This window comes from Streptomyces sp. NPDC005494 (assembly GCF_042872025.1).
Lineage (GTDB): Bacteria > Actinomycetota > Actinomycetes > Streptomycetales > Streptomycetaceae > Streptomyces.
The window spans coordinates 705,739-732,068 of sequence record NZ_JBIAJR010000001.1 but is presented as its reverse complement, the minus strand read 5'-3'; the positions used below and the strand labels follow the sequence as shown (position 1 = coordinate 732,068).

The window sequence follows — 26,330 nt, the reverse complement described above, 5'->3', positions numbered from 1 at the left end:
GCCGGGAGCACGAGGAGACCGAGATGACCGAGTCCGCAGCGCTGACCGTACTGACCACGACGGACAGCGAGGAGAAGGCCCGCGCCCTGGCCCGGGACGCGGTGGACGCGCGACTGGCCGCCTGCGCCCAGATCTCGGGGCCGGTCACCTCGGTCTACCGGTGGGAGGGCGCCGTCGAGACAGGCGAGGAGTGGCAGGTGCTGTTCAAGACGACGGCGCACCGCTACGACGAGCTGGAGGCGCACCTGCTGGCGGCGCACGACTACGAGACGCCGGAGATCATCGCGACCCCGGTGGTCCGCGGCAGCCGGCGCTATCTGGCCTGGGTGGCGGCGGAGACGGCCCCCGCAGCGGCTCTGTGACCGGCCCCCGCAGCGGCTCGTGACCGGCCCTCGGAGCCGCCCGGTGACCGGCCCCCGCCTGCCGTTCTTCGTCTACGGCACGCTGCTCCCCGGCGAGCCGAACCACGACCGGTTCCTGCGCGGCCGCACACGCGCGGAACGGCCCGCGGTGCTGCCGGGCGCCCTCCTCTACGAGGGCCCCGGCTATCCGTACGCGGTCGAGGGCCACGGCACGGTCCACGGCGCACTGGTCACGGCCGACCCCGCGACGTACGCCGAACTGCTCTCCCTGCTGGACGACCTGGAGCAGTACCTGGGCCCCGCCCACCCGCGCAATCTGTACGAACGGGTGGCCCGCCCCGCCCTCCCGGTCCCGGACCCGGGCGCGCCCGGCACCGCCGGGCCCGTCCGGGCCTGGGTCTATCTCGCTGCCGGAGCCGTGGCCCGCTCGCTGCGCACCGGCGGGACGCCCGTGCCCGGCGGGAACTGGCTCACCCGGCGGCCTCCACCCGCACCGCGCACACCTTGAACTCCGGCATCCGCGACACCGGGTCGAGCGCGGGGTTGGTCAGGGAGTTGGCCCGCCCCTCGCCCGGCCAGTGGAACGGCATGAACACGGTGTCCTGCCGGATCGCCGACGTGATCCTCGCCGGCGCCACCGCCCGTCCCCGTCGCGAGGTGACCGCCACGGTTTCTCCCTCGGCCACCCCGATCCGCTCGGCCAGCCGCGGGTGCAGCTCCACGAAGGGCCCCGGCGCGGCGGCGTTCAGCTCGGCGACCCGCCGGGTCTGCGCTCCCGACTGGTACTGGGACACGACCCGCCCGGTCGTCAGCACCACCGGGAATTCGGCGTCCGTCTCCTCCGCGGCCGGCCGGTGCGTGACCGGGACGAACCTGGCCCGCCCGTCGTCCGTCGCGAACCGCTCCAGGAAGAGCCGCGGCGTACCGGCGTGCCCCTCGTCGGGGCAGGGCCAGAACACCCCGTCCTCCGCCGCGATCCGGGCGTAGGTGATGCCCGCGTAGTCCGCTGCGCCGCCCGCCGAGGCCCGGCGCAGCTCGTCGAAGACCTCCTCGGGGACGGCCGGGAAACCCTTCCCGTGCCCCAGGAGAGCGGCCAGCGCGTTCAGCACCTCCAGGTCGCTCCGTACGCCCTCCGGCGGCATGACCGCCCGCTGCCGCAGCAGCACACGGCCCTCCAGGTTGGTCGTCGTCCCCGTCTCCTCCGCCCACTGCGTCACCGGCAGCACCACATCGGCCAGCGCCGCCGTCTCCGACAGCACCACGTCGGCGACCGCCAGGAAGTCCAGCGACCGCAGACGCTCCTCGACGTGCCCCGCGTGCGGCGCCGAGACGACCGGGTTGGACCCCATGACCAGCAGCGACCGCACATCCCGCCCCAGCGCGTCCAGCAGCTCGTACGCACTGCGTCCCGGCCCCGGCAGCGAGTCGGGGTCGACCCCCCACACCCCGGCCACGTGCCGGCGAGCCGCAGGGTCCGTGAGCTTGCGGTAGCCCGGCAGCTGGTCGGCCTTCTGACCGTGCTCCCGGCCGCCCTGGCCGTTGCCCTGGCCGGTCAGGCAGCCGTAGCCGGACAGCGGACGGCCCGCGCGGCCGGTGGCCAGGCAGAAGTTGATCCAGGCCCCCACCGTGTCCGTGCCCTTCGCCTGCTGCTCGGGACCGCGGGCGGTGAGCACCATCCCGGTCTCCGCGCCGCAGAACATCTCCACGGCTTCGCGCAGCTGCGGCACGGGCACCCCGGTGAGGCGCTCCACCAGCTCCGGCCAGTGCGCCATCGCGCCCGCCCTGGCCTCGTCCCAGCCACTCGTACGCGTGGCGACGAACTCCTCGTCCACCCGCCCGTCCGCCACGACCAGATGCAGCATGCCGAGGGCGAGCGCCAGATCCGTGCCCGGCCGGGGCGCCAGATGCAGATCCGCCTGCTCCGCCGTCCTGGTGCGGCGCGGGTCGATGACGATCAGCCGGCCGCCGTTCTCCCTCAGCTCCGTCAGATAGCGCAGCGCGGGCGGCATCGTCTCCGCGAGATTGGAGCCGACCAGGATCACGCACCCGGTCCTCGGGATGTCCTCCAGCGGGAAGGGCAGCCCCCGGTCGAGCCCGAACGCCCGCTGGTGCGCCGCGGCGGCCGAGGACATGCAGAAGCGGCCGTTGTAGTCGATCTGCGAGGTGCCGAGCACCACCCGGGCGAACTTCCCGAGGGCGTACGCCTTCTCGTTGGTGAGCCCGCCGCCGCCGAACACCCCCACGGCGTCCGCGCCGTGCTCCGCCCGCGTCCCGCGCAGCCCGTCGGCGATCCGCTCCAGCGCCTCGTCCCAGCCGGCCGGCACCAGCTCACCGTGGGTGTCGCGCACCAGGGGCCCGGTGAGCCGTACCCCGGCGGCGAGCACGGCGGGAGCGGTGCGCCCCTTGCCGCAGAGCGCGCCCCGGTTGACGGGGAACTCGGTGCGCTCCACGACCTCGGCCACCCCGCCGTCGGTGACCGGTCGCAGCTTCATCCCGCACTGGAGGGCGCAGTACGGGCAGTGGGTGGAGGTCTCGGTGCTGGCCATACGCCCAGCGTGCGAGCCCGGTATTACGGGGACCGCTGCGCCCGGTTACGCACCGGGTACGCGCACCTCAGCCCGCCCCGCCCGGCGCGGTGAGGTCGGCGGCGAGCGCCTCGGACACGCCCGTCTCCCGTGGGCCCAGGAAGTGCGGATCAGGCTCGAAGACCACGTCCAGCAGCGCCTTCCCGGCCGCCAGGACCTCCCTCGTCCCGCCGTAGTACCAGGTCACATCGTGTACGGCGTCGACCCCCACGCCGTACGCGTCGATCCCCGCGGACCGGCACAGGGCGATGGCCCGGCGTATGTGGAAGCCCTGGCTCACCAGCACGGCCCGGTCGACGCCGAAGATCTTCTTGGCCCGGACACACGAGTCCCAGGTGTCGAACCCGGCGTAGTCGCTGACGATCCGCGCGTCCGGCACCCCGCGCCCGGTGAGGTACGCGCGCATGGCGTCCGGCTCGTCGTACTCCACGCGGCTGTTGTCGCCGGTGACGAGAACGACCCGCACCTTCCCTGTCCTGTACAGCTCGGCGGCGGCGTCGAGCCGGTGCGCGAGATACGGCGACGGCCTGCCCTGCCACAGCCCGGCCCCGAACACCACGGCGACCTGCTGCGCCGGGGCGCCCGCCGTCGTGCGCACCCGTGCGTCGGCCGTGGTGTACAGCCAGGTCGCGGGCGCCAGCGCCACCGCGCAGGCGACCATCAGCGCCTGCGCCAGCCGCCGCTGCCCCCGCCGGCTCCGCGGCAGCCGTACCCGCAGGGCCGCCGGCCACCCCCGTGCCCGCAGGGCCGCGAGCCTCGCCCGTGCCCGCGGCCGCGCGGCCGCGAGTCTCCCCGGTTTCCCCAGCAGCCCCATGCGGCGCCCCCCGCGCTCGTCCACGATCCTCGAAAGAGGGGACGAACGACGGACCCGAAAGGTTCGCACCGGTGTGAACAGGTACTGACAGCGAAAGGCCCCCTCCCGTGAGACAGCGGCAAACACCCGTCACCGGTGCGAAACGGCCCGGCAACGTCCGGCCTTCACCATCGGTTCATGACGGAGACGGCACCGGAACACCTCAGTGAGCCCCTGCCCCTCGACAGCACGGCGCAACTCCTGACCCGCATCACCGCCCAGCTCGGAAGCCAGCTCAGCCTCGTCTCCCCGAACGGAACCCGCAGGCCCATGCACCTCACCCGCAGCTCAGCCCCCACCCTGGTCGCCGTCGCCCACGGCAGCCGGGACCCGCAGGCCCTGCGCACCGTCCTGGAGCTCCTGGACCTGGTGCGGGAGCTGCGGCCCGGTCTCGACGTCCGCCTCGGCCACATCGAGCTCAACGAACCCCTGCTGCCGGACACCCTGGACGGCATCGGGCGCGGCGAAGCCGTCCTCGTCCCGCTGCTGCTCGGCCGGGGCCACCACGTCCGCCACGACCTGCCCGTCGCCGCGTCCGCCGCGAGCCACCTGCGGACCCGTGTCGCGGCACCGCTCGGACCGCACCCCCTGCTCGCCGAGGTCCTGTACGAGCGGCTCGTCGAGGCCGGCTGGCGCGACGAGGACGGCGCGAGCCGCAGCGCCGGCGTCGTGCTCGCCGCCGCCGGATCGCGCGACCCGGACTCGGACGCCGACGCCCGCCGCACGGCCGCCATGCTCAGCGACCGCCTCGGCGGTGTGCCCGTCGTACCGGCCTACGCCTCGGCCGCCACCCCCACCGTGCCGGCCGCCGTGCGTGCCCTCACCGCCCGGGGCCGCCACCGGATCGCCCTCGCCTCCTACTTCACGGCGCCCGGCCGCTTCGCGACCGTCTCCGCCGCCGCGGCTCCGGGGATCGCCGCCGCACCGCTCGGCGCCCACCCGGGCATGGCACGCCTCGTGCTGCACCGCTACGACCGGGCGCTGACCGGCCCCGCGTCCGTCCACGGCGCCCTGACGCACACCCGCCTCCTCGCCTCCGCCTGACCCTTCCTGTCAGCCCGGACGATTACTGTCGAGGGCATGGACGGTACGCACGACCCCCGGGACACGCCGTACGGCACCGCTGACACCGAGCGCTGGGACACCGAGCCCGACAAACGGCCCGGGCGCACCGCGTTCCAGCGCGACCGCGCCCGTGTGCTGCACTCCGCCGCCCTGCGCAGGCTCGCGGGAAAGACCCAGGTCGTCACACCGGGCACCCGCGGACGGGCCTGGGACGCCAGCCCCCGCACCCGGCTCACCCACTCCCTGGAGTGCGCCCAGGTGGGCCGGGAGCTCGGCGCGGCCCTCGGCTGCGACCCCGACCTGGTGGAGACGGCCTGCCTCTCCCACGACATGGGCCACCCGCCCTTCGGGCACAACGGCGAACAGGCGCTCAACGACTTCGCGTCGGACTGCGGCGGTTTCGAGGGCAACGCCCAGTCGCTGCGCCTGCTCACCCGCATCGAACCCAAGCGATTCGTCCGCGACCCGCGCAGCGGTGAACTCGTCAGCGTGGGCCTCAACCTGACCCGTGCCGCCCTGGACGCCGCCACCAAGTACCCCTGGCCCAGGGGCGCGCACCCCACGGACCCCGCCTCACCGAAATTCGGGGTGTACGAGGACGACCTGCCGGTCTTCGCGTGGATCCGCAAGGGCGCACCGCAGGACGGCACCTGCTTCGAGGCCCAGGTCATGGACTGGTCCGACGACGTCGCCTACTCCGTGCACGACTTCGAGGACGGACTGCACGCCGGGCACATCGACCCGGACTGCCTCTTCTCCGCGCCGGAGCGCGCGCAGATCTGGCAGGTCGCCATCGGGCGTTACGTCCCGGCCGGCACCGATCCTCAGGAGCTCTCCGACGCCCTGGACCGGCTCACGGCCCAGGAGTGGTGGCCGCGCGGCTACGACGGCAGCGCCGTCGCCCAGGCCCGGCTGAAGGACGCGACGAGCCAGCTCATCGGCAGGTTCTGCCTCGCGGCGGAGGCCGCGACCCGCGCCGCGTACGGTCCCGGACGGCTCGGCAGGTACGGCGCCGAGCTCATCGTCCCGCGCGAGGTCCGGCACGAGTGCGCCGTCCTCAAGGCCGTCGCCGACCGTTACGTCATGCAGCGCGCCGAGCAGGAGGCCATCCGCGCCGACCAGCGGATCGTCATCGCCGAACTCGCCGCCGCGCTCACCGCCCGTGCCCCCGAAGGCCTGGAACCGCAGTTCCGCGCGCTCCACGAGGCGGCCCCCGACGACCGGGCCCGCAAGCGGGTGCTCGTCGACCAGATCTCCGCGCTCACCGACGCCTCCGCCCGGTCCCTCCACAGGACTCTCACGGGGGTTCGGCAGACTGGACCATGACCGGGCCACATGCCAGCGGCTGTGACCTGATCGAGGCACACCCTCTTTCGCCATCACGCTGCGTGCGGGACGCTCGCAGCTGGCGGCGCCGCGCAGCACAGTACCGAGGAGGCATCAAGTGGTCGACGCACATCGGACGTTCGTCATCATCGGCGGGGGACTGGCCGGAGCGAAGGCGGCCGAGACACTCCGGGCGGAAGGCTTCAGCGGCCGGGTCATCCTCATCGGCGACGAGCGCGACCATCCGTACGAACGGCCTCCCCTGTCCAAGGGGTACCTCGCGGGCAAGGACGAGCGGGAGACCGTCTTCGTCCACAAGACCGCCTGGTACGCCGGCGCCGACATCGAGCTCCACCTCGGCCAGGTGGTGACCTCCATCGACCGGGCCGGCCGCTCCGTGCAGCTCGGCGACAACACCGTCGTCCACTACGACAAGCTGCTGCTCGCCACCGGCGCCGAACCGCGCCGCCTCGACATCCCGGGCACCGACCTGGTGGGTGTCCACCACCTGCGCCGGCTCGCCCACGCCGACCGGCTGCGCAACGTCCTGGCCGCCCTCGGCCGTGACAACGGCCATCTGGTGATCGCCGGAGGCGGCTGGATCGGCCTGGAGGTCGCCGCCGCCGCCCGCGGTTACGGCGCGGAGGTCACGGTGGTCGAACCCTCCGCGACCCCGCTGCACCACGTCATCGGCCCGGAGCTCGGCCAGATCTTCACCGATCTGCACTCCGAGCACGGTGTCCGCTTCCACTTCGGTGCCCGGCTCACCGAGATCACCGGCCAGGACGGCCTGGTGCTCGCGGCCCGCACCGACGACGGCGAGGAACACCCCGCCCACGACGTGCTCGCCGCGATCGGCGCCGCGCCGCGCACCTCGCTCGCGGAGGCGGCGGGGCTCGACATGGCGGACCGTGCCCAGGGCGGCGGCGTCGCCGTCGACGCCTCCCTGCGCACCTCCGACCCGCACATCTTCGCCGCGGGCGACATCGCGTCCGTGGAGCACCCGCTCTTCGGCGGCCGGCTCCGCGTGGAGCACTGGGCCAACGCCCTGAACAGCGGCCCGGCCGCCGCGAAGGCCATGCTCGGCCAGGACGTGACGTACGACCGGGTGCCGTACTTCTTCTCCGACCAGTACGACCTCGGCCTGGAGTACTCCGGCTGGGCGCCGCCCGGCTCGTACGACCAGGTCGTCATCCGGGGCGACGCCGGGAAGCGGGAGTTCATCGCGTTCTGGCTGAAGGACGGGCGGGTCCTCGCCGGGATGAACGTCAATGTGTGGGACGTCACCGAGAGCATCCAGAAGCTGATCAAGGCCGCCCGGCCGGTCGAAGCGGACGCCCTGGGCGACCCCTCCGTGCCGCTGGATTCCCTGGTCTGAGCGGTGGGGCCGGCCGTCCGGCACCGGCAGGCACCCGGCGGCGCGCACCGCTGCCGCCCGGTCCCGGACGACCGGCCCCACCCGTAGACTTCACTCGTGGCAGGCAGGATCAATGACGACGACGTGAAGGCGGTACGGGACGCGGTCCCGATCGACGCCGTCGTGTCCGAGTACCTCCAACTGCGCAACGCGGGCGGCGGCAACCTCAAGGGTCTGTGCCCGTTCCACGACGAGAAGTCCCCCTCCTTCCAGGTGAGCCCCGGCAAGGGCCTGTTCCACTGCTTCGGGTGCCAGGAGGGCGGCGACACGATCGCCTTCGTGATGAAGATCGACCATCTCACCTTCTCCGAGACGGTCGAGCGGCTCGCCGCCAAGGCGGGCATCACCCTGCGGTACGAGGAGGGCGGCTACAACCCCTCCCACCAGCGCGGCGAACGCATCCGGCTGGTCGAGGCCCACAAGATCGCCGCGGACTTCTACCGCGAGCAGCTGAACGGCCCCGAGGCCGAGATCGGCCGGAAGTTCCTCGCGGAGCGCGGCTTCGACCAGGACGCGGCGGCCCACTTCGGCGTCGGCTACAGCCCGGCGGGGTGGGACCACCTCACGCGTTACCTGCGCGGCAAGGGCTTCAGCGACAAGGAGCTCATCAGCTCCGGCCTCTCCCAGGACGGCCGCCGAGGCCCCATCGACCGCTTCCGCGGCCGGCTGATGTGGCCCATCAGCGACACCTCGGGTGAGATCGTCGGCTTCGGCGCCCGCAAACTGCGGGACGACGACAACGGCCCGAAGTACCTCAACACCCCCGAGACCTCGATCTACAAGAAGTCCCAGGTGCTCTACGGCATCGACCTGGCCAAGAAGGACATCGCCAAGGCGAGCCGGGCCGTCGTCGTCGAGGGCTACACCGACGTCATGGCCTGCCACCTCGCCGGGGTCACCACCGCCATCGCCACCTGCGGCACCGCGTTCGGCAACGACCACATCAAGATCCTCCGCCGGCTCCTGATGGACAACGGCAGCGCCCGCGTGATCTTCACCTTCGACGGCGACGCCGCAGGCCAGAAGGCCGCTCTGCGCGCCTTCGAGGACGACCAGAAGTTCGCGGCCGAGACGTACATCGCGATCGCCCCCGACAACATGGACCCGTGCGACCTGCGGCTGGCCAAGGGCGACGACGCCGTCCGTGACCTGGTCGAACCCCGTACGCCGCTCTTCGAGTTCGCGCTCCGCCAGATCGTCGGCCGCTACGACCTGGAGACCCCCGCCGGGCGCGCCGCCGCTCTCGACGAGGCCGCCGCCGTCGTGGCGAAGATCAAGACGAGCAGTGTGCAGCGTGAGGTGGCCGTCCAGCTCGCCGGCTTCGTCGGCATCCTCGACCAGGAGTTCGTCGTCCACCGGGTCCACCAGCTCGCCCAGTGGGCCCGCGGCCGGGGCGGCGACCAGCGAGGACCCGCCCCCGCCTCCCGCACCGGTGCGCGGCCCGCGCAGGTCAGGGCCCCCGCGGCCCCCTCCGGCCCCGCGCTCAACCTCCGCAGCCCCGCCCACCGCACGGAACGCGAGCTGCTCAAGCTCGCCCTGCAGAAGCCGGCCCTGGTCTCCCCGGCCTTCGACGCGTACGGCGTCGACGAGTTCACCGCCCCGCCGTACGCCGCCGTACGCCAGTGCATCGCGGAGGCGGGCGGCGCGGAGATGGGCGTCGCCGAGACCCGTGAGTATCTGGTCCAGGTGCTCGACGCGACCCCCGACGACACGGTGCGCAAGCTCGTCACGGAACTCGCGGTCGAGGTCTTCCACGGCAAGACCATCGACGAGTCGTACGCGGGCCAGCACCTGGTCAAGGTCCGCCTGCGGGCGGTCGACCGCAGGATCGAGGACGTGCAGAGCAGCCTCGCCCGCCTCGGCAGCAACGTCGCCCCGGAGCATCTGGCCGCGGCACAGAACGAGGTCTGGGTCCTCCAGCAGTACGCCCAGTCGCTGCGGAACCACGGCGCCGACGCCCTCTGAGCCGGATCAGCACCCCGTCACGCTCCGGACGCAAAAAGTCACCGCACGCCCCTCGTGGCGGTGATGTGTCGTACGCCACACTGGATGGCGGTGCCTGAGTCATCGGAGCGCGGACGGTCCGCCCGGGGCGGACCTCCATCCCCCGCGATCCGGCAGCGATCACCTGGAGGTCGCCCCCGTGCAGACCCGGACCGTGACGATCACGAGCGAGCAGGTCCCGGCCGTTCCCGCCCAGAACCGGGTCACACGTCACCCGGAGTCGGCGGGCGCGCCGGAACCCGTGCTGGAGGAACCGGTGGAGCCCCCGGAGCCCTCCGGGCCGCGGAGCCGCCCGGAGGCGGGCGGCCCGTCCTCGGACCTCTTCCGCCAGTACCTCAGGGAGATCGGGCGGATCCCGCTGCTGAGCGCGGCGGAGGAGGTGGAGCTCGCCCGCCGGGTCGAGGCGGGCCTCTTCGCGGAGGAACGGCTCGCCCGCACCCCCGACCCGGACTCGCGGCTCGCCTTCGACCTCGACCGGCTGGTCGTCATGGGACGGATGGCGAAACGCAGACTCATCGAGGCCAACCTCCGCCTCGTGGTCTCCGTCGCCAAGCGCTATGTCGGCCGCGGCCTGACCATGCTCGACCTCGTCCAGGAGGGCAACCTCGGACTGATCAGGGCGGTCGAGAAGTTCGACTACGCCCGGGGGTACAAGTTCTCCACGTACGCCACCTGGTGGATCCGCCAGGCGATGTCCCGGGCCCTGGCCGACCAGGCCAGGACCATAAGGGTTCCGGTGCACGTCGTCGAGCTGATCAACCGGGTCGTCCGCGTGCAGCGCCGCATGCTCCAGGAACGCGGCTACGAGCCCACCGCCGAGGAGCTGGCGGCCCAGCTCGACCTCACACCCGAACGCGTCGGCGAGGTCCTGCGCCTCGCCCAGGAACCCGTCTCCCTGCACGCCCCCGTCGGCGAGGAGGACGACGTCGCCTTCGGAGACCTCATCGAGGACGGCGACGCCACCTCCCCCGTCGAGTCCGCGGCCTTCCTGCTGCTGCGCGAACACCTGGAGACCGTCCTGTCCACGCTCGGGGAGCGCGAGAGGAAGGTCGTCCAGCTGCGCTACGGGCTGGACGACGGCCGGCCCCGCACCCTGGAGGAGATCGGAAGGATCTTCGGCGTGACACGCGAACGCATCCGCCAGATCGAGTCCAAGACCCTCGCCAGGCTGCGGGACCACGCCTTCGCCGACCAGCTGCGCGGCTACCTCGACTGAGTCAGTCGACCTCCGACAACGCCTGCGCGAACTGCGCCGCGTACAGCCGGGCGTAGGCCCCCTCGGCCGCCAGCAGCTCGTCGTGCGTGCCCTGTTCGACGATCGAGCCGTTCTCCATCACCAGGATCACGTCCGCGTCCCTGATGGTGGAGAGCCGGTGCGCGATCACGAAGCTCGTACGCCCGTGGGCCAGCCGCGCCATCGCCTTCTGGATCAGCACCTCGGTCCGGGTGTCCACCGAACTGGTGGCCTCGTCGAGGACCAGGATGACCGGGTCGGACAGGAACGCCCGCGCGATGGTGATCAGCTGCTTCTCACCCGCGCTGACCCCGGAGCCCTCGTCGTCGATCACCGTGTCGTAGCCGTCGGGCAGCGTGCGGACGAAGCGGTCGGCGTGGGCCGCGCGCGCCGCCTCCTCGATCTCCTCACGGGTCACCTCGCGCGAGGCGCCGTAGGCGATGTTCTCCGCGATCGTGCCGCCGAACAGCCAGGTGTCCTGGAGCACCATGCCTATGCCCGAACGGAGTCCGTCGCGCGTCATCTTCGCCGCGTCGACGCCGTCGAGGGTGATCCGGCCGCCCGTGACCTCGTAGAACCGCATCAGCAGATTGACCAGCGTCGTCTTGCCCGCGCCGGTCGGGCCGACGATCGCGACCGTGTGCCCGGGCTCCACACTCAGCGAGAGGTCCTCGATGAGCGGCTTCTCCGGGTCGTACCGGAAGGACACGTGCTCCAGCGCCACACTGCCGCGCAGCTCCTTCGGCCGCTCCGCGGGGTCGGGGTCGGGCGCCTGCTCCTCCGCGTCCAGCAGAGCGAAGATCCGCTCGGCCGACGCGATGCCCGACTGCACCAGGTTCGCCATCGAGGCGACCTGCGTCAGCGGCATCGAGAACTGCCGCGAGTACTGGATGAACGCCTGCACGTCGCCGATCGACAGCGAACCGGACGCCACCCGCAGCCCTCCCACGACCGCGACCAGCACGTAGTTCAGATTCGACACGAACATCATCAGCGGCTGCATGATCCCGCTGTTGAACTGCGCCCTGAACCCCGCCTCGTAGAGCGCGTCGTTCTGCTCGGCGAAGTCCCTCGCGGACTCGTCCTGCCGCCCGAAGACCTTCACCAGTGTGTGGCCGGTGTACATCTCCTCGATGTGGGCGTTGAGCTTGCCCGTCACCTTCCACTGCGCCACGAAGTGCGGCTGTGAGCGCTTGCCGACCCGCGCCGCGACGAACACCGACAGCGGGATCGTCACCAGCGCCACGAGAGCCAGCAGCGGCGAGACCCAGAACATCATGATCAGGACGCCGACGATGGTGAGCAGGGAGTTGATGAGCTGACCCATCGTCTGCTGCATCGTCTGGGAGATGTTGTCGATGTCGTTCGTCGCCCGGCTCAGCACCTCACCGCGCTGCTGCCGGTCGAAGTAGGACAGCGGCAGCCTCGACAGCTTCGTCTGCAGATCCTCGCGCAACTGGAAGACGACCCTGTTGATCACCCGGATCGACAGCCGGCTCGACACGAGCATCAGCAGCCCCGCGCCCACGTACACCGCCAGCGCCACGAGCAGGACATCGCCCACCGCGCCGAAGTCGATGCCGCTGCCCGGGGTGAAGTCCACCCCGGACAGCATGTCGGCGAGTCCGTCGTCGCCCTGCTCCCGCAGGTTGTCGACGGCCTGCTGCTTCGTCGTGCCGTCAGGCAGCTGCCTGCCCACGACACCGGCGAAGATCAGGTCCGTGGCCGCGCCGAGGATCTTCGGCCCCACCACCGAGAGCGCCACGCTCAGCGTCCCGGCGCCCAGCATCAGGTACAGCGAGGACTTCTCCTGGCTGAACCTGCGCAGCAGTCGCTTCCCGGACCCCTTGAAGTCCATGGACCGCTCGGTGGGGCCCCCGGCCATCATTCGTCCGCCCGGCCCGGCCATCAGGCGGCCTCCGCTTCCGTCAGCTGGGAGAGCACGATCTCCCGGTAGGTTTCGTTGCCGTCCATCAACTCGTGGTGGCTGCCCGTCCCGACGACCCGGCCTTCGTCCAGCACCACGATCCGGTCCGCGTCACGGATCGTGGACACCCGCTGCGCCACGATCACCACCGTCGCTCCCGCGGTCTCGTGGGACAGGGCCGCGCGCAGCGCGGCGTCCGTCGCGTAGTCCAGGGCGGAGAACGAGTCGTCGAAGAGGTAGATCTCCGGCCTGCACACCAGCGTCCGGGCGATCGCGAGGCGCTGGCGCTGACCGCCGGAGACGTTGGTGCCGCCCTGCGAGATCGGTGCGTCCAGGCCGTGCTCCAGCCGCTCCACGAAGTCCTTGGCCTGCGCCACCTCCAGCGCGTGCCACAGCTCCTCGTCCGTCGCGTCCGGGTTTCCGTACCGCAGGTTCGTCGCGACCGTCCCCGAGAACAGGTACGGCTTCTGCGGGACGAGACTCACCGTCCGGGCCAGCAGCACCGGGTCCAGCCTCGTCACGTCCGTGCCGTCGACGAGCACCTCGCCGCCCGTCGCGTCGAACAGCCGGGGCACCAGCCCCAGCAGCGTCGACTTCCCGCTGCCCGTCGACCCGATGACCGCGGTCGTCTCCCCGGGCCGTGCCACGAGATCCACCGCGCGCAGCACCGGCTCCTCGGCGCCCGGGTAGCGGAACTCCGCGCCCCGTATCTCCAGATGACCGTGCTTGAGCAGCTTCGTCACCGGAGCGACGGGCGGGACGACGCTCGAATCGGTCTCCAGGACCTCCTGGATGCGCTCGGCGCAGACCTCGGCACGCGGAACCATGATGAACATGAAGGTGGCCATCATCACCGACATGACGATCTGCATCAGATACGCCAGGAAGGCGGTCAGCGCGCCGATCTCCATCCCGCCGCTGTCGATGCGGTGCGCGCCGAACCAGACGACGGCGACGGACGACACGCTCACCACCGTCATCACCGTCGGGAACATGAGCGCCATCAGACGGCCCGTCGACAGCGCGACGTCCGTCAGTTCGGTGTTGGCGCCGCGGAAGCGCTTCTCCTCGTAGTCGTCACGGATGAAGGCGCGGATGACCCGGTTGCCCGTGATCTGCTCGCGCAGCACCCGGTTCACCGTGTCCAGCCGCACCTGCATCGTGCGGAACAGCGGGCGCATCCGCCTCACGATGAGCCCCACGGAGACCCCGAGGACCGGCAGTACGGCGAGCAGCACCGCGGAGAGCGGCACGTCCTGCCCGAGCGCCATGATCACGCCGCCGACGCACATGATGGGCGCCGACACCATCAGCGTGAACGCCATCAGGACGAGCATCTGGACCTGCTGCACGTCGTTGGTCGTACGGGTGATCAGCGAAGGAGCACCGAACCGTCCGACCTCGCGCGCGGAGAAGGACTGCACCCGGCCGAAGACGGACGCCCGCACGTCGCGCCCCAGCGCGGAAGCGGTCCGGGCGCCGTAGTACACGGCCCCGATGTTGCAGACGATCTGGATGACGCTGACGGCGATCATCACGCCGCCGAACTCCAGGATGTAACCCGTGTCCCCACGCACGACACCCTTGTCGATGATGTCCGCGTTGAGGCTGGGCAGATAGAGGCTGGCGCAGGTCTGCAGGAACTGGAGCACCACCAGCAGGATGATGGGCTGTCTGTACGGACCCAGAAAGGTCCGCAGGAGTTTTATGAGCACACGCGTCTCTCGGAGTCGGCGAACGGCAGAGGCCGGTCCATACTCCGGTACACCGCACCGTGGCGGCCAACGCTTTTGCTCAAGCCCGGGTCAAATCCCGGGGCGCCCTCACTCCGTCGTGGCGAACGCGCCGGGATGGATCTGATCGCGCGTCGCCCCGTACTGCTGGCGCACCGCACGGCCGACCGCGAGCTCCTCGCCCGGCTCCAGAACCTGCGCGGCGGCGCCCCGCCACGCCGGGGGAGTACGGACGTCGAGCGTCCCCTGCGAGACGCCGAGCGCCCACGCCGCCTGCCGGGCCGCGCCCAGCGCCGCGTACTGGGCGGGCTGCGGCACGACGACCTGGGTGCCGAACACCGCGGGCGCCAGCGCCTGTACGGCGGGCAGCTCGGCCGCCGCGCCCAGCAGGAACACCCGCCGCACCTCGACGCCCCTGCCGCGCAGCACGTCCAGCGCGTCGGCCAGCGAGCACAGCATCCCCTCGAAGGCGGCCCGCGCCAGGTGCTCGGGCTTCATCGACTCGCGCCGCAACCCGCTCAGCGTGCCCGCGGTGTGCGGCAGACGCGGGGTGCGCTCCCCCTCCAGATACGGCAGCAGGACGAGTCCGGAGGCGCCCGGCGTGGACTTCAGGGCCAGCGCGGACAGCTCGTCCAGACCGTCGAGGCCCAGCATCTCGGCCGTACCACGCAGGGCGCGCACCGCGTTCGAGGTGTGGACCACGGGCAGGTGCATCCCGGTCGCGTCGGCGAAGGAGGTGATCATCCCCGTGGGGTCGGCCAGCGCCTCGTGGTGCACGGCCATCACCGAGCCCGAGGCTCCCAGCGACACCACGGCGTCCCCGACGGCCACCCCCAGGCCGAAGGCGGCGGCCATCGTCTCGCCCGTGCCCGCCGAGATCAGCAGCCCCTCCGGAGTCGTCCCCGCGGAGTCGGCGGGGCCGAGGACCTCGGGCAGGGCGGCCTGGTGGCCGAGCGCCAGCTCCACGAGATCGGGCCGGTAGGACCCGGAGCCCGCCGACCAGTAACCGGTGCCCGAGGCGGCACCGCGGTCCGTCGTCCGGCGGGCCGGCCTGCCGAGCAACTGCCACACCAGCCAGTCGTGCGGCTGGAGGACGGCGGCGACCCGCTGGGCGTTCTCCGGCTCGGTCCGCACCAGCCAGCGCAGCTTCGTCACCGGCTGCGCGGCCTGCGGCACCGCCCCGACGGCCTCGGCCCAGGGCCGGCGCCCGCCGAGCCCGTCGATCAGGTCCGCGGCGGAGGCCTGCGCGCGCCGGTCGTTGCCGACCATCGCCGGCCGTACGAGATTGCCCTGGTGGTCCAGCGGCACCAGCCCGTGCTGCTGCGCGGACACGCCGATGGCCTGTACGCCTTCGAGCAGCCCTCCGGAGGCCGCCTCACCGAGTGAGAGCAGCCACGCCTGCGGATCCACGTCGGAGGCCTTGGCCTCGACGGGGTGCGCGGCGTACCCCTGCCGCAGCACCTCACCGGTGTCCGCGTCACAGACGACGATGTGCGTGAAGGCGGATGAACTGTCCAAGCCGGCGACTATGCCCATGTCTCAGATTCTGCCGCACCGGCGAACCTTTCCCGCACCGGACCTCTGCCGCACCGGATGATGCCCGATGCGGTGTCCGGTGCGAGAAGGGCCCTCAGGTGTTGGTCGTGCCCCAGTCGTCACTGCCGTTGTGGCCGCTGCGCTCCCGCAGCGAGCGCACCCGGTCGGAGACGGACACGGGGACCTTGTCCCCGACCTTCTCGCTCACCGAGTGGTACGCCTTGCCGGCGAAATCCCGGCCGCCGTGCGCGGCGGACTCCGCCGCGTTCCGCACGGCCGGGTTCTCGGCCAGCCGCTGCGCGGACTTCTTCAGCTGCTCGTAACGCTCGCGCCCCGCTCGCGTGCCGAGCACGTAACCGAGGGCCACTCCGGCGATGAACGTGAGCCGGTACCGCATGGCTGCCACCCTTCCTTCGCTCCGTGCGACGTGTGCTGCACCGCCTACCCGCAGACACCCGAGATCACCCCGGGGGATACCGATTGGCGGAGCACCCCCCTGCTTGCGCTAATGTATGTGTCGCAGCGAAAGCGCGCCGCTCGGCAGCCGCCAGGCAGGTACGATTCGAGGCACCGCAGCAATCCCCTGTAGCTCAATTGGCAGAGCAGCCGGCTGTTAACCGGCAGGTTACTGGTTCGAGTCCAGTCGGGGGAGCGCGATCCCCTGTAGCTCAATTGGCAGAGCATTCGGCTGTTAACCGGAGGGTTACTGGTTCGAGTCCAGTCGGGGGAGCAGACGGGAGAGGACCCTTCGGGGTCCTTTTTCGTGTGCCCGGGAGGTGTCCTTCGTGACTCTTTCGGGGCGATTGCGCGGCGCCTGGAACCGGGCAGCACGCTGCGAGGTCTTCATGGTCACGCGAAGGCGGCCATCCGAAGCAGGAGATCGTATGACCGGCTATGCTGCGGCAGACGGCGCGCACACATGTACGCGCCACGCCGAGACGGGGCGGTAGCTCAGCCGGTTAGAGCAGCGGACTCATAATCCGTCGGCCGTGGGTTCGAGTCCCACCCGCCCCACCGAGTATCCCCAGGCAGAATCGTTCTGACCTGGGGAAACGTGTATCGCGCGGCGGTTTCCGGGCGGTACCAGCCGCGCGCCGTGCCGTACTGGCCCGCTGGTGCAGCGTGTAAGCGCACTTCAGATGCGTCTGACCTGGCTTTTGTGCCGGTTGCCTGAGCGAGCGTCGTGGTGTGGCCCCACGGCCGTCGAAGGAGGCTTCGCGCTCCGTCCAACACCCGCCACTTCGCATGACGTCCCCGCTGCCCCTGCCGCGCCCGGTATGCCGGGCGGTGGGGTTGGCCGGAAGGGCGGCGAAGCGTTCCGGGAGGGTGTCGCGGACGGCCACGTCCTTGACTCCGTCGGCCGCGGCCAGGGCCGCCGGCAACTTGTCGAGGGTCAGCTCGGTTCAGTAGGCGGGAGGTTGGGCTGCCGGCGCCACGAGCCGGCCAGCACGCCGGCGTCGTAGGGGCCGAAGCCGGTGTCGTCCACCAGGCCCTTGCCACCTTCCGCGCCTCCTCGGAGTCACCGGCGACGGGGATGGCGATACGGCCCGGTGTTCCGGCCGGAACACCTTTGGCCCGCTGGGTCTCGGCCAGGGCGGCGTTCCACGCCTTGATCACGGGGCGGCCGAGCAGCTCGGCGGTGTAGACGCTCTCCACCTGGCTGTTGTCCACCGCCTCGATCGGCTCGCTGGAGCATGCCGGGGTAGTAGTCCGAGGCGTCGATGACCACCGTCTCGTCGGGCACCGAACGCGAACAGCTCTGCCGGCTTCCCCGCCACCCCGAACGGGATCGACAGGACGATGACGTCCCGGCCCTGGACGGCCTCGGCGAGGTCCGCCGCGCCGGGCCCCGGACTCCAGCACCTCCGCCCGGACGGCCTCGCGACCGCGGGCGTCGGCCACCTGGACGTCGTGACCGGCTGCTGGCCATGCGCGTCTCTGCGTGGTTCGCAGTCGAATACCTCTCTGACACGCACCCTGAAAATCTGTGCTGACCGAGGTAGACATTGGGTCGTGGTGTAGCTATGGTTTCTGTCGTAGCCAGAAGGACAGCAAGGCCGGGCAGGGATGAACTGCCCGGCAGCAGTACCCGCAGTACAGGTAGGTGCAGTTCGCAGGGCGGTGCGGTGGCGGAGCTTCGAAGCCAGGTTTGTTGCAGGACGGCGACGGGGCTGGCGACCGGACCGGGTGGCCCGCAGTGATCAGGGGTCGCCACGAGCAGTACACGCTGCAGTCGGTAGTACCAGTGGTCCCTCGGTAAAGGCGTCAGGCTGCGGGCGCGCGTACCGGGAAGTTCGGCGGTGGGGTTCCAAGCCAGAGCAGATGCAGGACGGGCGACGGGGCTGGCTGCCGGAACGTGGCGCTTGATCAAGCCACGAGCAGTTCGCATCACCAGCAGTACCGAATGAGCAGTACCCGCAGTTCGCAGTTGATCCCAGAGGGAAGAACGGAGGAGTTGAGCGCCATCAGGATCGCCCGGGTGGAAGTCTGAGCCTGGGTACCGCAGGACATCGTCAGTGAGGTGGTCTCCGGTCAAGCAACCGCGATCCCCGCATCCCCGGCGAAGCTCAGCTCGGGTAGGCGGAAACAGAAGGCCGGCGCAGTCTTAAGGGCCGGCAGATGGTGTAGCAGTTCCTTCGGGGCCCCGGTGCGATATGGCACCGGGGCCCCTCCACGCGTTCGACAAGAAGAGGTGCAATGACAGCAGACGATTCCTTCAGCCGTCTCGACGATGACGACTACCCCGCCTACACCATGGGCCGCGCCGCCGACATGCTCCACACCACCCAGGGCTTCCTTCGCGCAATCGGCGAAGCCCGCCTCATCACCCCTCTACGCTCACCGGGCGGCCACCGCCGCTACTCCCGCTACCAGCTGCGCATCGCGGCCCGGGCCCGGGAACTCGTGGACAACGGGACGCCGATCGAGGCGGCCTGCCGCATTGTCATTCTCGAGGACCAGCTCGAGGAAGCACAGCGCATCAACGCCGAATACCACCGCACCGCCAAACCGGCCACGGCGGACTGAACGGCTGCTCGCGACACCGCTGTCCTGCGCTCGACGCCGATGTCCTGCCCCCGGACCTGTCCTGTCCCACGGGGCTCGGGCGGCAGGGTGGTGGGGTGGGATCCTGGTGGGACGTATTCCACCCGTCCAGGACCTGAAGAACTGATGGTGGTCAGTACCCGTTGTCCCTTGCCCTGGGCGTTCGTAGAAGCCCCGTGAGGGAATACCGGCCCGGATACGAGCGAGCGGCTGGAAGCCGTCTTCGGCGAAGCCGTCACTTCAGGGGCTCCCGTGATACCCGCCCAGGCGGGTGGGCGCCGACCGATGCCGGTCGAGCATGGCGCCGAGTTCCTGGACAGTGGTCGTAGCCGGCCGGGCTTGCGCCTCGGATACCGTGTTCCTCCACGGGGTGCCATAACGGATGTGACGCCCCCCACCGGAGGTAGTCAGCGTATGAGTTCAAAGCGCAGCAAGAATCCAGCCCTGCCCGTACTCGACGACGCATTCCGACTCGCGTCGGTCAAGGACGCCGAAGAGTCCACCCGTGACTTGGCCGCGCGGCTGGCCACCACCGAGCTGCGCCGCGCTTCCCACCCGGGCCGGGTCACCTGGGAGCCCACCGAGCAGGCCGAGCCCGTACCGGTCCCGCCGACTGTGGTCGACGGTGACGGGGACCTTTGGCTGCGGGATCGGGGCGCCGGCACCTGGACCATGCCCGAGTTCAACCCGAAGGAGTTCCCGGCCCGCTGCGGCGAGGTTCTGACGTGGAACGAGCTTGCCTGCGAATTCGGCCCGCTCACCGGACTGGCCGACGACCGCCGCGTCGGCGGCGGCCGGCGCTGACCGCGCAGCCTTTCCCAGTGGCAACGGATCGGCCCTGACGCTGTGGGCGCGCGTCGACGGATCGTGACAGGGCTGGTCGATGGCGGCACTTCCAGCCGGGCACGAGCACGTTCGCAGAAGTCAGTGAGCCTTTGCAGTGCGGCCCGGTCCGATGATCATCCTGGCGCCCGCAGTGGCAGGGCTCCCGTGCCGTCGGGTGAGGTCGTCGACGTCTCGAGCCGGCCCAGAAGCTTTGTCGGTTCCCTGTCCTGCCGCACTCGACCTGCCTCATGCGCTGGTCGAGCGGGTGACGTTGCTTGTCGCCACCTGCGAGGGTGATCGCCGAGGCGAGCTCCCTCCGTACAAGCGAGCGCCCACGCTCTCGCCTACCCACGCACGCCCGGTGCTGTCGCACGGAGCGCCGCAGGCTTCGGCATATCCGTGGACGCCGTCCACGGATATGCCACCGCCGTCCGTCGTGAGGCTCCCCGCCGATCGGACGCCGGCCTGCTCGAATCTGCGTGAGCACGACAGTGCCCGCCTGGAGAGGCGACGCCGAAAAGGTTCAACGGGCCCATCGCGGCGACATCATCGCTGACGAGCCTCCGCTGCCACCTCGGTCGTGCCGGCGGGCGTTACCAGATCCTGATCTTCGTGATCTTGTGGATGGGCTCGCCGGGGACGTTGCCGAAATGCCACTTGTCCACGGTCGCGCTGGTCGCCGGCGCGCCAAGCCTCGGCACGTACTCCAACGTGACCTTGTTGTCTCCGGTCCAGATCCGGTCCACGCCGTAGATCGCCACGCTCTGCACGCCCGCGTTGGCGAAGCAGAGGGAGCCGCCCGCGTTGTGAAGCGACAGGAGACCCAGTCCATTGCATTCGGTGCGGTTGATGGCGGACGCCGACGAAGCAGGCAGCACGACGGCCATAGCCCCGGCCGCCGCGACTACCGCGAGACGTGTGATGAAGCGGTTCACTGGTGAGTTGTTCCTTCCGTGGTGGTGTGGTGCCGCCGAGGGCCGCAGCGCACGGCGGCATCGCAGGGACGCATGCGCGTCCAATCAGCGCAACGGGGAAACAGGCGCTCCCGTTCACCACTTGAGCGCCCTTGCTTCGGGCGCGGTCGCGATCTCCCTCAACCGTTCACGCGCCCGATTCAGGCAGGCAGGATCGGCCCCAGCGCACGCTGGGTGGCGTGCTCCGGCGGCGTGAGGGCGGCTGCATCCAGGCGGACCCACCACCCTGCTCGGCGGGACCGGACCCACCACCCCCTGCTCGGCGGGACCGGCCTGCCGAGCGACGTGGCTCCTCGGCCGCTGTCGGCGGCCACGGGATTCCTGAGTGCCGCCCCAGTGCGAGACACACCCGGCCCTTACGGAGCGGCAAGGAAGCGACAAGGTCTGGCCAAGGGGTTCCGGCGAGTGTGTGAGCCGTTCGGCCGCGGATGTGGCTGAGCACGCCACGGAACACTTGGACAGGATCGAGCGCCACGCATGAACGGGATCATGGAAAAGCGGACCACTGCCTCCGCTCCGACTTGGTCGCACGACCGGAACCTCGCACCCGACGTCGACTGCGAGGCCTTCGTCAGAGACATCTACGACCAGTACGGTCCTCTGCTCATCCGGTACGCCGCGCGCCTGCTGGACGGTGACTGGCACAAGGGGGAGGACATCTTCCAGGAGACCGCGGCCCGCGCCTGGAAACACGCCCGGTTCCTGGGCACCCGCCACGAGAGCCTTCGCCCGTGGTTGTTCACCGTGGCGAGGAACCTCGTCATCGACCATCACCGGGCGCGCCAGGTGCGGCCGGTGGAGCATATGGCCGTCGAGGAACTGGACGCCTTCAGCGACAACACGGCAGCCACGATCGATTCCCATGCGGTGTCGCAGGCCCTGGCGGAGCTGAACGAGCAGCAGCGATCCGTCATCCGCCTCATGTACTACCTGGAATGCAGCGTTGCCCAAGCGGCCGAGCACCTCGGCATACCGGCCGGCACTGTGAAGAGCCGTGCCTTCTACGCCGTGCGGGCGTTGCGCAGAGCGCTGGAGAAGCAGGGAATCCTGGGAGTGTGACCATGCCGCGGCCCCGGTCGCACGGTCGTCAAAGGGGCCTGCGATCCAGGCCGGGAAGCACGACGGGCCTGACGCGCGTAGGCGGGACGTGTCGGGGTCTGCTCCCGTCACTGCCTGCTGCGACACCCTCGCGCCGAGCACTCTCCTCGATGGCGCTGCCATCGCCCACTCCCCCCAGCCCGAGCCGGGGCTCCGCGTCCCCCGGCAGAACCCCGCACGCTCGATCCGCAATCACGTGTCGGAGAACTGAACCCACGGCGGGCTCCCGCCGTTCCTAGCCTCGGGATCATCACGCCCCACAGGAATGAGCTGCGGGCACGTTCCTGCGAACGCCGGTCGCCGACGTCCCCTCAGGATGCCGGTGCCACTCTCATGAAAGGACCGCATCGCCATGCCGGTCATCAGCAACTCTCTGCCGAAACGCGACCGCGAGGCCGCGGGTGCGGCGCTGCAGGCGACTTTGGCCGACCTTCTCGACCTGTCCCTGGTGGCCAAGCAGGCGCACTGGAACCTCTACGGCCCGCGCTTCCGCTCGGTTCACGTCCAGCTCGACGAGGTCGCCACCCTCGCCAGGAACCACGCCGACACGGTGGCCGAGCGTGCGGCCGCCTTGGGGGTCAGCCCGGACGGACGGGCCGCGACCATAGCGGGAACCAGCGGGGTGCCCGCCTTTCCGTCAGGCTGGACCAAGGACAGCGACGCCGTCGAGGCCCTGGCGCACGCGCTCTCGGCAGTGACCGGGAGACTGCGTAAGCGCCTCGTCGAGATCGGTCCGGTGGACGTCGTCACCGAGGACCTCCTCATCGGACTCACGGGCGATCTGGAGAAGCAGAGCTGGATGTTCCAGGCGGAGAACCGAGCCTGACAAGTCCTGCGGCTGACCGCCCCGGTACCGTCCGTGAGCCGGGCCTGCCCGGCGTGGCATCCGCACGCGGCCCGCGGGATGGTTCTGCGAGACGCCCCTCTCCTTGCGCACCCGGTGTCGGGCGAGGACCGCTTCGGTCGTCCGCGGGTCATGAGCGGGCCCAGGTCTGGTTCCCGGCGAGTGTGCCCCGTCACGAAATGAATGAGGAGCGTCCGTGATCAATGCCAGGGCTCAGAGCGCAGGACCCTCACCTCTCGGAACGGGGGAGCTTGTGCTTCCCGACCGCTCTCTCCGAGACGGTGGGCGGGGGGTCCTCGTCCATGTCGAGGGCGGTGAGCCGGTCACGGACCTGCTGAGCGCTGAGTGCCATCTCCCGCGCCTCAGCGTCTTCGAGGGCCTGTACCCAGTCCGTCCGCGCGCCTTCCCGGTCGCCCATGGAGAGCCGGGTGTCGCCGAGCCGCATCAGCGTGCCGATGGCGTTCCTGTGGTCTCCCAGTTCCCCGAACGCCTTCGACGCCCGCTGGTAGGTCGTTACCGAGTCCTCGTAGCGGCCGAGCAGGCGGAGGTTGTGGCCCAGGATGTCCCACGCCTGGGCAAGCTGCCAGCGGGCGTCGAGACGGTGGAACAAGGCGATGCCCTCCTCGCTGTACAGAAGGCTCTTCTCGAGGTTCCCCAGGTTGGAGTGGAACCAGGCGAGCTCGAGGAGGCACTCGGCCAGCCACAGCTCTTCGCCTGTCTCCCGAGAGAGTTCCAGCCCCCGCTCGGAGGCTGCCACGGCTTCCGCTGTCCGCCCGAACAGGAACAGCGCACAGGCCGTGACGTAGTGGGCCCGTGCCTGTTCACCGATGTCGTCGAGCTCTTCGAAGATCGCTGTCGCATGGTGCAGTTGGTGCAGAGCTTGTTCCTGATGGCCGAGGTAGCCGTGGATGCCACCCAGGTGCCGTAGGCAACGGCCCTCTTCGAGGGAGTCGTTGCGACGCCGGGCCACTTCGAGGGCGGGAGCCAGTGCGGCGATGGCCTCGGGCCAGAACTCCTGACGGTTGAGGTACTCCTTGAGCGACCAGGCGAGCCCGGTGATGTGATCGTCGAGCTTCTGACTGACGGCGGTGTGGAGCATTCCGGTCAGTACGGCCTGTTCGGCGGTGAACCATCGGGCCGCCTGCGTGGCGGTGGTGAGTTCTTCCGGCCTGACACCCGAGTGGGGTTCACCGAGTTCGAGGTCGTGCGATATGTCCTGCTTGAGGAACCGGTTCCCCTCGCAGGCGGTGAACATGTAGTGGTCCAGGCCCCGGAGAGTGGCCTGATGGCGCCCCTGGTCGGTGTCGTGGGTGTGAGTGAGCTCGGTGGCGTAGCCGCGCAGGAGGTCGTGCAGGCTGTAGCGACCGGGCAGCGGCTGTTCCACGAGGCACGAGCTGAGCAGTTCGGCGAGTGCACGGCGCGTCCGGGAGAGGGAAAGGCCGGCGAGGCTGGCTGCGGCGGGGGCGGTGATGTGGGGGCCGGGGTGCAGGGCCAGCAGGCGGAAGAGCCGGGCGGCGTGCTCATCCAGTGACTGGTAGGACCAGGAGAAGACGGTGCGCACGTCGGTGGTGGTGTCGGAGCCGGTGAATGCTTCGAGTCCGCCGTGGGTGTGGCGGAGGTCGTCGACCACGGCGTGGAGGGGGAGCGAGGGGTCGAGTTCCGCGCGGGCCGCGACCACGGCCATGGCCAGGGGAAGCCGTCCGCACAGACGGATGATGTCGGCCGCGGCGGTGGGCTCGGCCGCGAGCCGTTCGGTTCCCAGACGTCGTTCGAGGGCCTCGTGCGCCTCGGTAGGTGAGGGCAGCGCGAGCCGTAGGGGCTTGGCACCGTCGGTGGTGATGAGACCGGGAAGCTGGTTGCGGCTGGTGATCAGGGTGAGGCAGCCCGCTCCTGCGGGAAGCAGAGGGCGTACCTGCTGCTCGTCGCGGGCGTTGTCCAGGACGAGGAGGATCTTCCTGTCGGCGAGGAGGCTGCGGAAGAGCGAGCTGCGGTCGGCGGTGTCCTCGGGGATGCGCGGGGCGGGGACGCCCAGGGCGGTGAGGAAGCCGTGCAGGGCGGTACCGGGTTCGACGGCGGACGCGTGCGGGTGGAACCCTCGCAGATTGACGAAGAGCTGCCCGTCGGGGAACGAGGAGGCGACGCGGTGTGCGTGGTGCACGGCGAAGGTCGTTTTGCCGACACCGGGTGTACCGCTGATGACCACGGCGGGGGCGATGACGGGCCCGGGGCGGTCCGGTGCACCGCCGACGGCGGACAGCCACGCACCTTCGGCCGCTCGTCCCGCGAACACCGGCAGGCTACGCGGTAGCTGCGCCGGACGTGCCGAGGGCAGAGGGAGATCAGCTGCTCTCCCGCCGTCCGCGACCGCTGCACCACGTGCCCCGGACTCGGCTTCCGCGTGGTCGGACCGGTCGGCGGCCGGTGCGGTCGGCGAGGTTGGCTCGCCCCCGCCCGGCGTCTCTGTCGTGATGGTCCGGCTCGGGTGGCGGCCGCCCTGGGGCACCGTGTCATACGTCCGGTCGCCCGGGATCAGGGGCGGCAGGTCATGGTGGAGGATGCCCTGGTGCAAGGCGCGCAGTGCGGGACCGGGTTCGAGGCCGAGCTCGTCGGCCAGGTGCCTGCGCAGGTCGGTGTAGCGCTGCAGCGCTTCGGGGTGCCGTCCGGCCAGGTACAGGGCTCGCAGCAGCAGGGCCCAGCCGGTTTCCCGTAGGGGGTGCTGTGCGGTCATCTCCTGCGCCGCGTGCAGGGCTTCGGTGATCCGGCCTCGCAGAAGCAGGCCAGTGGCACGGACTTCGCGCGTGGTCTGCCGAAGCTCTTCCAGGCGTGCTGTCTCCTGGGCGGCGAACAGGTGGTGCGCGGCGTCGGCGAACGCAGTGCCGCGCCACATGTCCAGGGCCTTACGGGCCTCGTCCACGACGCGATCAGGACTGCCTTGGTCCATGAACCGGTGTGCTCGGGCGACGGAGCGCTCGAAGCGCACGGTGTCAAGGTTCTCGGGCGCCACACGCAGGGCATAGCCCAGGGGTTCGGTGACCAGCACCTCGAAGGCGCCCTGGCGGCGAAGATGCTGGGGTTCCAGGACCGCGCGTATCTTGCTGATGTGGGCGTGCAGGGAACCCAGCGCTGCGTCCGGTGCCCGTCCCGGCTGCTGTGGCCACAGTTCCTCGCACAGCGTCTGCGGCGAGACCGCCCGGCCGTCGGCGAGCAGCAGCCGAATCAGCAGCAGCCGCTGCCTGCGTCGGCCCGGGTCCAGTACGGCCCCCGCCCGCCGCACCTCCAGCGGACCCAGCAGTCCGAAGTCAAGGCCTTGCCCCACAGCTGTCACCGTACCCACCAGAACCTCACTTGACGGCGTCACCTCTGGGGCACGTACCTGACCGGAGCCCGGCACATGGGTGCCCTGTTCGCGCGATGACGGAAGACGCACGCGACCCCACCGAACGCCTGCAGGACTGTTGTGGCGGTGGCGCTGAGGACGGGAGCGACGAGGACTCCGTTGTCC

General features: G+C 70.8%; 19 protein-coding genes, 3 tRNA genes and 1 pseudogene. 15 read left to right on the top strand and 8 right to left on the bottom strand.

Annotated features, from left to right (window positions below; translation table 11 throughout):
• Positions 1–23 precede the first annotated feature (23 nt).
• A complete protein-coding gene (gene cutA / locus ACFYQ6_RS03360; protein ID WP_361571136.1) occupies positions 24–362 on the top strand; it encodes a divalent-cation tolerance protein CutA in 339 nt (112 codons plus the stop codon).
• A 43-nt stretch (positions 363–405) separates the two neighbouring features.
• Positions 406–870, top strand: a complete 465-nt coding sequence (locus ACFYQ6_RS03355) for a gamma-glutamylcyclotransferase family protein (RefSeq protein ID WP_388760150.1) — start codon at positions 406–408, stop codon at positions 868–870.
• Here the strand turns inward: ACFYQ6_RS03355 and ACFYQ6_RS03350 are convergent.
• Together ACFYQ6_RS03350 and ACFYQ6_RS03345 are read right to left on the bottom strand one after the other, a co-directional pair.
• On the bottom strand, positions 833–2,908 hold the full coding sequence (locus tag ACFYQ6_RS03350) for a molybdopterin oxidoreductase family protein (RefSeq protein WP_388760147.1): 2,076 nt from the start codon (positions 2,906–2,908) through the stop codon (positions 833–835). The genes ACFYQ6_RS03355 and ACFYQ6_RS03350 overlap by 38 nt on opposite strands.
• 67 nt (positions 2,909–2,975) lie before the next feature.
• On the bottom strand, positions 2,976–3,761 hold the full coding sequence (locus ACFYQ6_RS03345; protein ID WP_388760929.1) for a vancomycin high temperature exclusion protein: 786 nt from the start codon (positions 3,759–3,761) through the stop codon (positions 2,976–2,978).
• Between the two features lie 177 nt (positions 3,762–3,938).
• Here ACFYQ6_RS03345 and ACFYQ6_RS03340 point away from each other — a divergent pair, with 177 nt between their 5' ends.
• The 5 genes from ACFYQ6_RS03340 (at position 3,939) to ACFYQ6_RS03320 (ending at position 10,828) form a co-directional block, all read left to right on the top strand.
• Entirely contained in the window at positions 3,939–4,844 is a 906-nt protein-coding gene (locus ACFYQ6_RS03340) for a sirohydrochlorin chelatase (RefSeq protein WP_361571127.1), read from the top strand.
• Positions 4,845–4,880: 36 nt separating this feature from the next.
• Positions 4,881–6,191 (top strand): deoxyguanosinetriphosphate triphosphohydrolase, encoded by a 1,311-nt coding sequence (locus ACFYQ6_RS03335; protein WP_361571125.1) that lies wholly within the window; start codon positions 4,881–4,883, stop codon positions 6,189–6,191.
• Between the two features lie 118 nt (positions 6,192–6,309).
• Positions 6,310–7,569, top strand: a complete 1,260-nt coding sequence (locus ACFYQ6_RS03330) for an FAD-dependent oxidoreductase (RefSeq protein WP_361571123.1) — start codon at positions 6,310–6,312, stop codon at positions 7,567–7,569.
• 96 nt (positions 7,570–7,665) lie between these two features.
• Positions 7,666–9,573: a DNA primase gene (gene dnaG, locus ACFYQ6_RS03325; protein WP_388760143.1), complete on the top strand. Its 1,908-nt coding sequence runs from the start codon at positions 7,666–7,668 to the stop codon at positions 9,571–9,573.
• Between the two features lie 178 nt (positions 9,574–9,751).
• Positions 9,752–10,828, top strand: a complete 1,077-nt coding sequence (locus tag ACFYQ6_RS03320; RefSeq protein WP_361571118.1) for an RNA polymerase sigma factor — start codon at positions 9,752–9,754, stop codon at positions 10,826–10,828.
• A gap of 1 nt (position 10,829) precedes the next feature.
• On the opposite strand, the gene ACFYQ6_RS03315 is transcribed toward ACFYQ6_RS03320, so the two are convergent.
• From ACFYQ6_RS03315 to ACFYQ6_RS03300, 4 genes are all read right to left on the bottom strand, one after another.
• On the bottom strand, positions 10,830–12,755 hold the full coding sequence (locus ACFYQ6_RS03315) for an ABC transporter ATP-binding protein (protein ID WP_361571115.1): 1,926 nt from the start codon (positions 12,753–12,755) through the stop codon (positions 10,830–10,832).
• Complete coding sequence (locus tag ACFYQ6_RS03310) at positions 12,755–14,488, bottom strand: ABC transporter ATP-binding protein (protein WP_361571112.1); 1,734 nt, start codon at positions 14,486–14,488, stop codon at positions 12,755–12,757. Before ACFYQ6_RS03310 ends, ACFYQ6_RS03315 begins: the two co-directional genes overlap by 1 nt.
• Positions 14,489–14,596: 108 nt before the next feature.
• On the bottom strand, positions 14,597–16,042 hold the full coding sequence (locus ACFYQ6_RS03305) for an FGGY family carbohydrate kinase (protein WP_361571109.1): 1,446 nt from the start codon (positions 16,040–16,042) through the stop codon (positions 14,597–14,599).
• A gap of 94 nt (positions 16,043–16,136) precedes the next feature.
• Positions 16,137–16,439: a YtxH domain-containing protein gene (locus ACFYQ6_RS03300; RefSeq protein ID WP_356736554.1), complete on the bottom strand. Its 303-nt coding sequence runs from the start codon at positions 16,437–16,439 to the stop codon at positions 16,137–16,139.
• 182 nt (positions 16,440–16,621) lie between these two features.
• Here ACFYQ6_RS03300 and ACFYQ6_RS03295 point away from each other — a divergent pair.
• From ACFYQ6_RS03295 to ACFYQ6_RS03270, 6 genes and pseudogenes are all read left to right on the top strand, one after another.
• Positions 16,622–16,694: transfer RNA gene (locus ACFYQ6_RS03295), tRNA-Asn, on the top strand.
• 5 nt (positions 16,695–16,699) lie between these two features.
• Positions 16,700–16,772, top strand: a tRNA-Asn gene (locus ACFYQ6_RS03290).
• A gap of 210 nt (positions 16,773–16,982) precedes the next feature.
• Positions 16,983–17,056 (top strand) — tRNA-Ile (locus ACFYQ6_RS03285).
• A gap of 1,683 nt (positions 17,057–18,739) precedes the next feature.
• A complete protein-coding gene (locus ACFYQ6_RS03280; RefSeq protein WP_361571106.1) occupies positions 18,740–19,069 on the top strand; it encodes a MerR family transcriptional regulator in 330 nt (109 codons plus the stop codon).
• Between the two features lie 432 nt (positions 19,070–19,501).
• Entirely contained in the window at positions 19,502–19,891 is a 390-nt protein-coding gene (locus tag ACFYQ6_RS03275) for a hypothetical protein (protein ID WP_361571104.1), read from the top strand.
• 232 nt (positions 19,892–20,123) lie between these two features.
• Positions 20,124–20,344: pseudogene (locus ACFYQ6_RS03270) on the top strand (IS5/IS1182 family transposase); the annotation flags it as partial.
• A gap of 161 nt (positions 20,345–20,505) precedes the next feature.
• On the opposite strand, the gene ACFYQ6_RS03265 reads toward ACFYQ6_RS03270, so the two are convergent.
• On the bottom strand, positions 20,506–20,847 hold the full coding sequence (locus tag ACFYQ6_RS03265; RefSeq protein WP_361571101.1) for a beta/gamma crystallin domain-containing protein: 342 nt from the start codon (positions 20,845–20,847) through the stop codon (positions 20,506–20,508).
• A gap of 528 nt (positions 20,848–21,375) precedes the next feature.
• On the opposite strand from ACFYQ6_RS03265, the gene ACFYQ6_RS03260 reads away from it, so the two are divergent.
• Positions 21,376–21,945 carry a sigma-70 family RNA polymerase sigma factor gene (locus ACFYQ6_RS03260; RefSeq protein WP_361571098.1) on the top strand — a complete coding sequence of 190 codons (570 nt, stop codon included), beginning with the start codon at positions 21,376–21,378 and terminating at the stop codon, positions 21,943–21,945.
• A 391-nt stretch (positions 21,946–22,336) separates the two neighbouring features.
• Complete coding sequence (locus tag ACFYQ6_RS03255) at positions 22,337–22,810, top strand: DNA starvation/stationary phase protection protein (RefSeq protein WP_361571095.1); 474 nt, start codon at positions 22,337–22,339, stop codon at positions 22,808–22,810.
• A gap of 247 nt (positions 22,811–23,057) precedes the next feature.
• Here the strand turns inward: ACFYQ6_RS03255 and ACFYQ6_RS03250 are convergent, their stop codons facing one another.
• A complete protein-coding gene (locus ACFYQ6_RS03250; protein ID WP_388760135.1) occupies positions 23,058–26,144 on the bottom strand; it encodes a BTAD domain-containing putative transcriptional regulator in 3,087 nt (1,028 codons plus the stop codon).
• Positions 26,145–26,330 lie beyond the last annotated feature (186 nt).

Bases quoted from the DNA above. Each gene is read 5' to 3' on its own strand.
- ACFYQ6_RS03305 (WP_361571109.1), bottom strand. From the start codon at position 16,042: ATGGGCATAGTCGCCGGCTTGGACAGTTCATCCGCCTTCACGCACATC.
- ACFYQ6_RS03260 (WP_361571098.1), top strand. From the start codon at position 21,376: ATGGAAAAGCGGACCACTGCCTCCGCTCCGACTTGGTCGCACGACCGG.
- ACFYQ6_RS03335 (WP_361571125.1), top strand. From the start codon at position 4,881: ATGGACGGTACGCACGACCCCCGGGACACGCCGTACGGCACCGCTGAC.
- ACFYQ6_RS03350 (WP_388760147.1), bottom strand. From the start codon at position 2,908: ATGGCCAGCACCGAGACCTCCACCCACTGCCCGTACTGCGCCCTCCAG.
- ACFYQ6_RS03315 (WP_361571115.1), bottom strand. From the start codon at position 12,755: ATGGCCGGGCCGGGCGGACGAATGATGGCCGGGGGCCCCACCGAGCGG.
- ACFYQ6_RS03255 (WP_361571095.1), top strand. From the start codon at position 22,337: ATGCCGGTCATCAGCAACTCTCTGCCGAAACGCGACCGCGAGGCCGCG.
- ACFYQ6_RS03300 (WP_356736554.1), bottom strand. From the start codon at position 16,439: ATGCGGTACCGGCTCACGTTCATCGCCGGAGTGGCCCTCGGTTACGTG.
- ACFYQ6_RS03340 (WP_361571127.1), top strand. From the start codon at position 3,939: ATGACGGAGACGGCACCGGAACACCTCAGTGAGCCCCTGCCCCTCGAC.
- ACFYQ6_RS03280 (WP_361571106.1), top strand. From the start codon at position 18,740: ATGACAGCAGACGATTCCTTCAGCCGTCTCGACGATGACGACTACCCC.
- ACFYQ6_RS03275 (WP_361571104.1), top strand. From the start codon at position 19,502: ATGAGTTCAAAGCGCAGCAAGAATCCAGCCCTGCCCGTACTCGACGAC.
- ACFYQ6_RS03345 (WP_388760929.1), bottom strand. From the start codon at position 3,761: ATGGGGCTGCTGGGGAAACCGGGGAGACTCGCGGCCGCGCGGCCGCGG.
- cutA (WP_361571136.1), top strand. From the start codon at position 24: ATGACCGAGTCCGCAGCGCTGACCGTACTGACCACGACGGACAGCGAG.